The following is an 11,189-nucleotide window of genomic DNA, read 5'->3' as shown; positions in this document are numbered from 1 at the left end:
AACAAAAAGGTTAAATCCCACAAAAGATCCGTATGGATCTTTGGCGCGCTTATCAACAGTATATTTTGATATGTTAACTCCTTACCAATCAAATTTTTGTGTTGTTCAACTCTCTTTTGACCCGTACTATCAATTCGGAAGGGCTTACTGGTTTGGAAATAAAATCATTTGCTCCCAGTTCAAATGCGGTCAATACATTTTCCTCATTGCCAGCGGAGGAAATAATTATGATCGGAGTTTTGGAACCCAGTTCGTTACGTACAAAGTCTATAAGCTCTATTCCCGAGAAGTAGGGCATCATAATATCACTCACAATTATATCAGGCACTTCCTCGGCCAGATATTCCTTTACTTCTTTTCCGTCTTTACTTAAACTTACTTGATATCCGCCCTTTTCTAGACGATACCTGAGTAGAGCGGCCAAGAGATTATCATCTTCCGCCAATAACAATTTTTTCCCTTCGATCATTTCTGGGTTCGTTTTATTTCCGCGAAAGCCTTGTCAATGGTCAACTCCACTTTTGGGTATTCATCCAAAAAACAGTTATATAAGGATTTCAGCTGTTTTATGTCCCCTTCTGTCTTACAAGCCTCCTGAATCTGTACGACTATGGCGTGTAGTTCATGGGACTGCATCATGGCAAGTCCGGCCTTTATCTTATGGGCAGCAAGCCCCAACTCTTCAAAATCACCATACCTAATATGAGTTTTTGCGGAACCTATGAATTCCAAAGCGTTGAATTTGTACAGCTCAATCAACTCCTGTAAAAGATTTACATCGTTCATACAATCTTTAAGGATTGGAGTAAGGTCTATTCTTTTAGAACTCTTCTTTATATCTTGAGTATTGTCCAATTTTTTTTCGGGTTCTTTTGCAAGTGCCATTTTTCCGTCTTTTTTGTTTTTAAGTAAGGTTAGCATAAGTTCATCAGGGTCATAAGGCTTTAGGATACAATCCTTGATACCGTATTTTCTACATTTATCCTTGTCTCCTAATGAAAAATCAGCGGTAAGTGCTATAACGGGGATTTCCCGTATGGCGGCATTTTTGTTTTGGCGAATTTGTTGGGTAACTTCAAATCCGTTCATTTTGGGCATCCGCAAGTCCATCAAAACGGCATCCACTTTTGTTTTTTTAAGAATGTCTAGGCCGTATTCGGCATTCTCAGTAATAAACGTTGTACACCCCCATGATTTTAAACGTTCCTCTATTAATCGTTGATTGAGCAAATTATCTTCAAAAACGAGAATCCGCATTCCCTTAATGGATTGCCGTACTTTATCTTTTTGAATTGTAGGTTTCTGCTTTTGTTCAAGCATTTCATTAGCTCCCAACGTATAGGGAACATCAAATTTGAAGGTTGTACCGATACCCAATGTGCTAGAAACTGAAATTTTACCGCCCAGATTTTCAATGAGTTGCTTCACTATACTCAAACCTAGTCCTGAACCACCATATTTAAGAAACGTACTATCGTCGGCTTGTTTAAAAGCGTCAAAAATGTTGGCTAACTTACTTTCGGCAATACCAATGCCCGTATCGGCAATGGAAAATTCGAGGAATAGTTGATCCTTTATTTTTCGTTTTTTTGCTATTGCCAATCGTATACTGCCCTCTTCCACAAATTTTATGGCATTGCCTAAAAGATTTAAAAGAATTTGTGAAAGTTTGGAAGGGTCACCAACTAAGATTCTTGGTATACTTGAATCAATATCCGTTTCCAAGGTTACCTTCTTATCTGTGATAAGGGTTTTACACAAATAGGTCACATCCTTGATTACATTATGGAAGTTAAAGTCTATAGTATCAAAGTCTTCTAGGCCGGCGGACAGCTTGGAGTACTCCAGAAGTTCATTTATAATCTCCAATAGTGAATAGGATGCTGATTGAATAGCATTTACCTTTTCCAATTGGCTGTTAGTAAGCCCATCTTCCTTCAAAAGGTCGGTAAAGCCAACTATTCCATTTAATGGAGTTCTTATTTCATGGCTCACCTTGGCAATAAGCATATTTGGGGATGTGCTTAAATTTCTTTCCATATCCCCGTCCGTGGGTTCCTTTTTAACCTCTACTGCCACGGTACCCGGTTCTCCGAATACTTTTTTTTCCAGATCTTCCTTAAAGGCTTTGAAAGACTTTTTAAGATGAGTGGCTTCCGAGCTGCTCAACTCTTCAAACGAAAAATTATTGAGCATGGATTCCATGTTCTCTAGGGAAGAAAGTAGGTTTCTAGGATTCAATGGTTTTGATTTGGTTATTGGGGAAAACAATCAAGAGTTATCCTTGATTTTTATTATATCTTCCCAATTGTTATTAACACTCTGATTCTAATTAGGTTAAAACTCACCAATTCACATATCGTACACAATTAAATGTTACCTAGGCTTCCTATTATGTTGTCAAATAGCTTTATTTGTAGGTCTAAAATTTCCACTATATGAAGAATGGTATTTGTCTTTTCTGCATTGTCACTTTATTCTCTTGTAAAGGGGAAAAGGAAAAAACGATAGAAAGCTTGGATGATAGGGCTAAACGGATACATGAAAATACCATGACCGTAGATACCCATATCGATATCAACGTTAAGAACTTCTCTGATTCCCTCAACTATTCACAACGCTTGGATACCCAGGTAGATCTCCCAAAAATGAGTGTGGGAGGGCTGGACGTGGCCTGGCTCATTGTATATACCGGCCAAGATTCCCTGAATCCCAATGGTTATGCCATCGCGAAAGCCAATGCCATGGCAAAATTTGACGCTATACATCGGCTATGCGAGAAAATCGCCCCAGAAAAGATAGGACTGGCACTAACTTCAGATGATGTAAGAAGGCTGTATGCGGAAGGTAAAAAAGTGGCTCTAATCGGTGTGGAAAATGCCTATCCCATGGGAGAAGACCTTTCCAATTTTAAAAAATATCATGAGCTGGGTGCCCGTTATATTTCCTTGGCGCATAATGGCCATAGCCAATTTTGCGATTCCCATACCGGAGAGGCCGACAATATTTGGTTGCATAAGGGTTTGAGTGATCTTGGCAAAGAAGCGGTAAAGGAAATGAACAAATTGGGGATAATGATCGATGTTTCCCATACTTCCAAGGAAGCCATGAAACAAATGATCCAATTATCCAAAGCCCCTATCATTGCCTCACATTCCTCCGCAAGAGCGGTATGTGATCATAGCAGGAATCTAGATGATGAACAATTGAAATTGATAAAAGAAAATGGCGGAGTTGTACAGACAGTCGCCCTGCATGCCTATTTAAAAGCCGAAAAACATGCCAAAAGGACCGCCTTTATGGAAGCCATATATCAAAAAGCGGCCGATTCCCTAGGGCTTCTTTCGCAGCTCGATACACTGGAAGGAGGGCAACGAGAGGCATTTTACAAGAACCATCCAAAAATCATGACAATTTCGAAGGAAATGATGTCCCGAATGAAGGAGGTGCCCCCTGCCGTAAATGTCTCGGATTTTGTGGATCATATTGATTATATGGTAGATTTTATGGGAATAGATTATGTAGGCATTAGTTCCGATTTTGATGGCGGCGGAGGCATAGAAGATTGGTTAGATGCCTCGGAAACCTTTAATGTGACTTTGGAACTCGTGAAACGCGGCTACACCGAAAGCGAAATTGCCCAATTGTGGGGCGGTAATCTACTTCGGGTTTTGGATGAAGTTCAGAAAACGGCCGAAAAATTGTCAGAGGGCTAATCCTCCTCTTCCAATCTATCCTTTACAAATTCAATTTTGGTCTTCCCATGCGGTACTGGTTTCCCATTTTCATCCAAATTCACCATGATGATGTTATCAACGGTAACAATGGTCTCCCGTGTCATTTTGTTGCGGACCTCACAATTAAGTGTTAAGGAGGACTGTCCAAATTTCACGACTTCTATTCCTATTTCAACAATATCTCCCTGTTCCGCGGTGCTCATAAAATTGATTTCGGAAATGTACTTGGTCACGACCCGCTTATTCTCCAGTTGAATAATACTATATAGCGCAGCCTCCTCATCGATCCAGGCGAGTACACGGCCACCGAACAATGTTTGATTGGCATTTAAATCCTCGGGTTTTACCCATTTTCTGGTGTGGAATCTCATAATTAAGCCATTTTACAAGTTGTAAAATTAAGGAAGAAATTGAAGCTAAATCCGTAAAATGGATATCATCCTTTCGTTTTTTTGATTTGCAAATCTTGAGCCGGTTTTATGGAATTTTTGATAGTTAGCATCACTACAAAATGTGCATATCGTATTAAGAAGTCGCAATAGACCAGAATCTTTTTTTATGGAAGCAGCTTCAATTTTAACAGAAATGGGGGTTAACTTATAAAATTTGTTAAGCTTAGAATAAACTTTTCTTAATTGGTTTTTGGTTTGGGCCGTAATGAAATACATTTAAGCCATACCTAATCCAACTTCGCATGACAACAATTGTAAAGTTCCTGCTCCTCCTTCTCCTCTCCTTCTTTTCATTTATGGGATTCGCCAATGTTTCGGAAGAACGTGCCATTGAACAAGTGGTTACGGACTATATGGAAAGTCGGGACAGAGGTAATCAAGCGCAAATGAAAAGGGCAATTCACCCGGAAATTATCAAAGAACAAAATGAAAATAAGGATGGCCTACATCTTGCAAAAGAAATGGAACATTCGGAACTGGCATCCCTAACAAAACCACCAGTTAAAAAATGGCTCAAAACATCCGACGAACCGTTAAAGGTATACGTAGAAATATTGGATATCAACGGAAATACAGCCAGTATTAAAACTGGAACCGATTCCTTTGATTTTCAGGATTATATACACCTGGCCAAGATTGATGATCAATGGAAAATAGTTAATGTTTTATGGGATAACAGAAGGGCGAAGTAAAGCAGCAAATGGAAGCCAGCACATATCTTGAGAACGACTACTACTCCGAGCCACATTTTACGGTATTCAAGGTTCCCGAATGGCGGGCCAAGTTATATACTTTTCTTTCGGTGAATGTTTGGGGCAATATACCTAGCCCCATACAGCGAAAATTATCTTCCAAATATGCTTCGGTATACGATAAACCTTTTTCAAAAAGATTTATCAAAACGTATATTCGAATCAATTATTCGGACAAAAACTATCTGGATAAATTTAAACCTCCTTTTGGAAAAAGTGACTTTGGAAGCTTTCAGGATTTTTTCATCCGGGAGTTTAAGGAACTGCCTAAAAATGATGTTCCATTTGTATGGCCCTGCGAAGGACTCTTGTGTGACAAAGGGAAAGTTTCCGATATAGAAAAGTCAAGAGTAAAAAGTGACGACCGAACCATAACCACAATTTTTGGGACACTGGATAGCACTATTCCCAAAGAATATACATTTACCAATGTGTTCCTACATAACAAAAACTATCATCGGATACATGCCCCTGTAAACGGTACCATATCCAGAATACAGCATATCCCCGGTGATTTGATCGTCCTCAGACCCTGGATATATAAACAAAATCCATCCTTACCGGCTTTTCGGAACGAGCGTTACAATGTGGATATTACAGATGACAAAGGCCGTACCTGGTATTTGTCCATCGTCGGCGGTCCTGCCGTACGTACCATAGAATTGGCGAAACCTATAAAAGTGGGCGGATCTATAAAAAAGATGGAGGAAATCGCTTTGTTCTATCTAGGCTCTACCTGTTGTATGGCTTCTCCAGAAGCTCCAAAATGGCACTCAAAGAACACTTTTGTAGAAGTTGGGGCAACCTATTAAAAAAGAGTATTGGGCTTTATAAGTGTTTCCGGAATCTTTAAATCCAAATTCAACCTTTCGTTAAGCTTTTGAATAAAATAGACCGAAAGCAAAGGGGATTCCAATTCCAAGTTTTGATGTACAAAAAAGTGGATGTTTTTTAGACCTTTTTGTTTCCAATCGTACAACTTTTCAACCCAATCATCCAATCTGGAATAATCACTTTCATGATTGGCCCCAACATATCGGATAAAAGCCTCGTTATTGGTAAGTCGCATATGCATAATGTCCCTTCTCCCGGCAGTATCGACCAAAATATTTGCGATAGTATTCTCTTCCAACAAATGATATAATTCCTGTGCTACTTTCTCGTCATTAAACCAGTCCGTATGCCGAAACTCCATGGCCAGGGAGAACTCCTTAGGCCAATTTTCAACAAAGCGCACTACCCTATCCCAATCTTTTGGACTAAAATTATTGTGCATTTGCAAGAACATAGTTCCCAATTTCTCCTTGAGGTTGGCCGTTAAATTCAGGTATTCCTCCAAAATAGGGTACGCTTGCTCATTAAGCCTCCTTAAATGGCTTACATTCTGTACGATTTTGGGAAAGAATTTAAAATTATCCGGAGTCTTTTCATACCAGCCTTCATAGGTCTTCGCCGGAAAGATGCGGTAAAAGGTGGCATTTAGTTCTATACAGTTAAATTGGGAGGAATAATAGGCCAATTCATCCTTTGTACCTCTGGGATAGAAATTCTTCAAATCCTGACGGTTCCATTTGGCGCAACCTACGTTAACCTTTAACGGTTGGTCTTCCTCTTTATACTTTGCAAATAAGACTTCCGTATCGGGATGATCTTGTGGAATACTAAAATCTATAAGCTCCGGGTGTTCTACTTTTCCAAATTTCATCGTGTTCTTTATTTATTTTATGATTTATAAGACTTATTCCAAGTCTAAAAATCAGTTTTTTATATACACTGTTTTCCTATTCATGAATTCCCTAATACCGTGTGCGGATAGTTCCCTGCCGTAACCGGAAGTTTTTATCCCGCCAAAGGGCAATCGGGGGTCACTTTTCACCAATTCATTTATAAAAACAGCTCCCTCATTACACTGGGGAATCAACCTTTCCATCCTTTCCCGGTTTGAGGTAAACAAGGATACGCCCAAACCAAAATCCGAATCGTTGACCAAATTCATGGCCTCCTCCTCCGTCTCAAAAATAGTTATTCCAATGACCGGACCAAAAGTCTCCTCTCTAAAAATGGGCATATCCCTGGTAACGTCCGAGAGTATAGTGGGCTCAAAATAAGTACCATTACGTTTACCGCCTAAAATAAGCTCCGCTCCCATTTTAATGGATTCCTTAACTTGCTTTTCCAAGTCCACGGCCAGATCCTCCCGGGCCAAGACTCCGATAAAGGTGTCCTTGTCCAAGGGATCTCCACTTCTGAGTTGGGCCACTTTATTCTTAAACCCTTGGATAAATTTCATAGCGATGCGGTTTTGTACCAAGAGGCGTTTACCGGCAATGCAACTCTGCCCCGTATTTTGAAATCTAGCTTGTACGCAGCTGTCCAGCGTCCGTTCCAGTTGGGCATCCTCAAAAACGACAAGGGCATTGTTACCTCCAAGTTCCAGAACGGTCTTCTTTATACTGCTCCCTGCAATAGAGGCTACGGAGGCCCCTACAGGCGTACTCCCGGTGAGTGTTACCGCTTTTATAAAATCATTTTCAATAACCGACTTTACTTTATCATTATGTATGATCAGATTTTGAAAACACCCTTTTGGAAATCCTGCTTTCTCAAAAATTCGTTGTATCATTTCCGCAGATTTCATCACATTGGAAGCATGCTTTAAAACCCCAACATTACCGGCCATTAAATTTGGTACGGCGAAACGAAATACTTGCCAAAAAGGAAAGTTCCAGGGCATAATGGCCAAAACCGGGCCTAAAGGTTCGTAACGGACATAGCTTTTCGCTGCATTGGTTGTAATGATTTCATCCTTTAATTGATCTTCGGCATGAGTGGCGTAGTATTCGCATACCCAGGCACATTTTTCGATTTCGGCGAGGGATTGTACAATGGGCTTTCCCATTTCCAAGGTAATGATCTCGGCATATTCTTTGGTGTTTTCCATTAAATCCCTGGCTACGGCCCGTATCAATTTGCTACGTTCCGAAAAGGATGTTGTTTTCCAATCTTGAAATGCGCTCTGTGCCTGTACTATTCTTTCTTTCAATTGTACGGCATTCAATTCTTCAAACTCATATAATTTTTGATTGTTGAATGGATTTATAGATATCTTCATAGGTCTATTTGCTGATTTTAATTGCACAGAAATCCGCCTCGATAAAAACAGACAGTCCTCGGCTTACTTAAAATTATGAATTTCTAGAAGTATGGTCGAAATAAATCTGTTGGATTTGGACATTTCAAGAAAAAACCGGTACAATGGGAAGAAGGGCTTTAGCTGAACTTTACTTTAGGTGTTTAGGAAAATCCATCCTACCTCCTAAAACCCGAACAATAAAAATCCCTTCTTGATTGATAGAATAGAATATTACGTGTGATTTAAACCTAAACCGCAAAAGCATTTGATTCTTAACCGCCACGTATCTCCTACCGAGGTCTGGATTATTTGCCAGTTCTCCCAAAATCCCCTTTAAGCCTTGAGCGTACCTTAAGGATTGGCTTTCTCCAAATTCTTCCAAGGTGTATTTGGCAATGGATTTTATATCGCTCTTTGCCTTGGCACTTAGTACATATTTACTTTTCGGCATTGTGCTCTTTTATGGCCTCCTCCCAAATACTATCTATGGTAGCATCGGAGGGACCACTTTCGATTCCCTCGATTAATGCCTCGTTTAAATCGACTATTCGCTTTCTTCTCTCTTGGTCCTTTCGAATAATATCCCTGATATATTCGCTATCGTTGGTGTAAAAACCTTGTTCTATCAAGCTTTTGACATAAGCATCTTGTTGTTCCGTAAATGTGATGGATTTTCTAATTACCGCCATAATGAACCAATATTAATAATAATGGTTCAATTTAAGTATAAAATTTAAGTAAAACAACAATCCTTTGTATTTAAACATTAATTCTAATTACTTCCTTAAGAATAGCAAAGTAAGGGTTTTTTAAGTACGTTTTATTAACTCGCATGACCAACATACACATAGTACAATTATGTGAGATTTGGAATCTACAAACTTCCTAAATGTTAATTAATTAGGGAAGGACTTCGAAAAATGCTAAATTACTAATTCTTAACCCTCACTCTAATTATTGTCAAAATGAGAAAACTAACCGGCCTTATTTTTTTTCTTATAAGTTTCTGCGTTGTAGCTCAGATTGATTCAGGAAGTAATCAAGTCGATATGGAGCTAGCAAGTTTTGTGAACCCCAGACCAGAATATGATAACTCCGAGGGTTCTCGTTATCTTTTTGAGGATTTTACTCCAGCCAAGATCAATGATTCACAAAAAACTCATTTAGTTCGATTCGATGTGGTAGAAAATACTATTGAAATCCAAAAGAGTGAGACCAAAATAATATCCTTGCCAAAAGACCAAGAATATACAATCGAATTATTGAATGGTTCCAATAAAATCTATAGAACACTTTCATACAACGATAAAAAGGGTGACTTAAAAATTACTTTTTTCGAAGAAATAAAGAAGACCCATCACTATACGCTCTATTCCAAAGAACAAATATTTTATGTACCCCCTAAAGAAACCAAAGTCCATTATGAAGAATCAAAGTACGGGAAATTCATTGAAGGCCGTACCAAGTATTATTTTGTGGAACATAGCCCCGAATCCTCGAGATTGATTGAAATTCCTAAAAAGAAAAAGACGCTCATTAATCTTTTCGGAAAGTATTCCAGTCCTATGGCCCAGTTTATTAAGAAAGAAAAGATTAAAATTGAAGAAGAAGAAGATGCCTTCAAAATTTTAGATCATTACTTCAAACTAAAATCATAGTTTTTATCTAAAAAATTCATTCCCAACAATTACATTTTAAAAGGGCTACTATAAACCTGGGACAACCTTTTGTAGAAGCTACCCCTTATATTTGAACTTTTCCGTTTGATTTTTGATATGCTAAAATCCTTTATTGTAGAATGTCCTCCATAATCAACGATCATTTATTGACATTGTTCTTTAAAAATTTTAGCTGCAATTATTCTTGAATTCAATTATAGCCTATTGAAGTATTTACATTTCTTATATGTAAAACTAATAATTGTCCAGTTCTATACGTTACTAACTATATGCAACCAAACGACCCATAAACAGGTTTGAATAAAAAGAAAGTGAACTAAAGGGTATCTATTACCAGAAATAACCTCCAATGCAACATTAAAATCACCAAAGTCTATGAATCTCCAGTTAGAACCTTTCTTTGACCTTTCGATGGATTGCCTATGCATTGCCAATTATGAGGGCTATTTTGCGAAAATAAACCCTGCTTTTGTAGAGTTATTAGGGTATTCCGAAGAGGAACTAAGCTCAAAACCTATTTCTGAATTCATTTATGATAAGGATAGGGAGCGCACTGCTGCGCATAGAAAAAATTTGACGAATAACGTACCCTTGGTCAATTTTGAAAACAGATATATCTGTAAATCCGGAGAGCTTGTCTGGCTCCATTGGACATCCATTCCTGTGGAGAACGAGCAATTAATATATGCCATAGCCAAAGATGTTACCCACAAAAAAGAACTTGAGAACGAGCGCATAGGACACTTAGGCCAACTTTATGAAGTAAACAAGAAGCTTAAGCAATTAAATTATGCGACCTCCCATGATTTAAGATCACCTGTGAATAATTTGATTTCCATGGTCGATTTAATCGATTTAAGCAAGATCGAGGATGAGGAAACCCGGGAAATACTCCATTTTATACGACTTTCTGCCGAAGGGCTAAAGACTTCCCTGAACTCTTCCGTTGATGCCTTAAAACAAAAAGATATCTCGAATGAAAAATTAGAGGAGATCAGTTTCAATGCAATACTCCGGAAAGTACAAAATTCTATAAGTGCTTTGATACGGAAGGCTGGTGCAGAATTTCAAGTAGATTTTTTAGGCTTGGAAAGTATACCTTTCAATGCCGTCTATATGGAGAGTATTTTTCTAAACCTGATTACTAATTCCATCAAATACGCACGGCCGGATGTTTTACCTGTTATCTCAATAATTACGGACCAAAAGAAGGGAGAAAAAACCTTTACTTATTCGGATAATGGTCTTGGCTTTGATATGGAAAAAGTGGGAGACCTTATCTTCAATTTGAACCAGAAATTTCATGGTAATGAAGATAGCAAAGGGGTGGGCCTATATTTGGTATACAATCATGTTACCAGTCTTGGAGGCAGCATCAGTGTGGATAGCGCGGTCAACAAAGGCACCACTTTTACGATCAAGTTTAAAGCTTAATC

General features: G+C 38.6%; 12 protein-coding genes. 5 read left to right on the top strand and 7 right to left on the bottom strand.

All coding sequences use genetic code 11. From position 1 onward, the window contains the following. Window positions 1-88: 88 nt before the first annotated feature. On the bottom strand, window positions 89-469 hold the full coding sequence (locus D7Z94_RS09030) for a response regulator transcription factor (protein WP_120711238.1): 381 nt from the start codon (window positions 467-469) through the stop codon (window positions 89-91). Then, window positions 466-2,241, bottom strand: a complete 1,776-nt coding sequence (locus tag D7Z94_RS09025) for an ATP-binding protein (RefSeq protein ID WP_147415856.1) — start codon at window positions 2,239-2,241, stop codon at window positions 466-468. The genes D7Z94_RS09030 and D7Z94_RS09025 overlap by 4 nt, the downstream gene beginning before the upstream one ends. A gap of 197 nt (window positions 2,242-2,438) precedes the next feature. Here D7Z94_RS09025 and D7Z94_RS09020 point away from each other — a divergent pair, with 197 nt between their 5' ends. Beyond that, on the top strand, window positions 2,439-3,716 hold the full coding sequence (locus tag D7Z94_RS09020) for a dipeptidase (RefSeq protein ID WP_120711236.1): 1,278 nt from the start codon (window positions 2,439-2,441) through the stop codon (window positions 3,714-3,716). Here D7Z94_RS09020 and D7Z94_RS09015 read toward each other — a convergent pair. Further along, the gene (locus tag D7Z94_RS09015) at window positions 3,713-4,108 is read right to left on the bottom strand and encodes an acyl-CoA thioesterase (protein ID WP_120711235.1); all 396 of its coding nucleotides are present in this window, start codon (window positions 4,106-4,108) and stop codon (window positions 3,713-3,715) included. The genes D7Z94_RS09020 and D7Z94_RS09015 overlap by 4 nt on opposite strands. Before the next feature lie 323 nt (window positions 4,109-4,431). Between D7Z94_RS09015 and D7Z94_RS09005 the strand changes: the two genes are divergently transcribed. After that, a complete protein-coding gene (locus D7Z94_RS09005) occupies window positions 4,432-4,881 on the top strand; it encodes a nuclear transport factor 2 family protein (protein WP_120711233.1) in 450 nt (149 codons plus the stop codon). A gap of 8 nt (window positions 4,882-4,889) precedes the next feature. Continuing rightward, window positions 4,890-5,753, top strand: coding sequence for a phosphatidylserine decarboxylase (locus tag D7Z94_RS09000; RefSeq protein WP_120711232.1), 864 nt, complete (start codon window positions 4,890-4,892; stop codon window positions 5,751-5,753). Here D7Z94_RS09000 and D7Z94_RS08995 read toward each other — a convergent pair. From D7Z94_RS08995 to D7Z94_RS08980, 4 genes are all read right to left on the bottom strand, one after another. Continuing rightward, the gene (locus D7Z94_RS08995) at window positions 5,750-6,646 is read right to left on the bottom strand and encodes a DUF72 domain-containing protein (RefSeq protein WP_120711231.1); all 897 of its coding nucleotides are present in this window, start codon (window positions 6,644-6,646) and stop codon (window positions 5,750-5,752) included. The two genes, D7Z94_RS09000 and D7Z94_RS08995, sit on opposite strands and share 4 nt — an antisense overlap. A 51-nt stretch (window positions 6,647-6,697) precedes the next feature. Further along, window positions 6,698-8,053 carry an NAD-dependent succinate-semialdehyde dehydrogenase gene (locus D7Z94_RS08990; protein ID WP_120711230.1) on the bottom strand — a complete coding sequence of 452 codons (1,356 nt, stop codon included), beginning with the start codon at window positions 8,051-8,053 and terminating at the stop codon, window positions 6,698-6,700. Between the two features lie 169 nt (window positions 8,054-8,222). Further along, window positions 8,223-8,525, bottom strand: coding sequence for a type II toxin-antitoxin system RelE/ParE family toxin (locus D7Z94_RS08985; protein ID WP_120711229.1), 303 nt, complete (start codon window positions 8,523-8,525; stop codon window positions 8,223-8,225). Then, a complete protein-coding gene (locus D7Z94_RS08980; protein ID WP_120711228.1) occupies window positions 8,512-8,763 on the bottom strand; it encodes a type II toxin-antitoxin system ParD family antitoxin in 252 nt (83 codons plus the stop codon). The genes D7Z94_RS08985 and D7Z94_RS08980 overlap by 14 nt, the downstream gene beginning before the upstream one ends. 276 nt (window positions 8,764-9,039) lie before the next feature. On the opposite strand from D7Z94_RS08980, the gene D7Z94_RS08975 reads away from it, so the two are divergent. Beyond that, the gene (locus tag D7Z94_RS08975; protein ID WP_120711227.1) at window positions 9,040-9,732 is read left to right on the top strand and encodes a hypothetical protein; all 693 of its coding nucleotides are present in this window, start codon (window positions 9,040-9,042) and stop codon (window positions 9,730-9,732) included. A 396-nt stretch (window positions 9,733-10,128) separates the two neighbouring features. Continuing rightward, on the top strand, window positions 10,129-11,187 hold the full coding sequence (locus D7Z94_RS08970; RefSeq protein WP_120711226.1) for a PAS domain-containing sensor histidine kinase: 1,059 nt from the start codon (window positions 10,129-10,131) through the stop codon (window positions 11,185-11,187). Window positions 11,188-11,189 lie beyond the last annotated feature (2 nt).

Source organism: Ulvibacterium marinum (assembly GCF_003626755.1).
Taxonomy (GTDB): Bacteria; Bacteroidota; Bacteroidia; order Flavobacteriales; family Flavobacteriaceae; genus Ulvibacterium; species Ulvibacterium marinum.
This window is presented reverse-complemented; position numbering and strand designations above follow the sequence as displayed.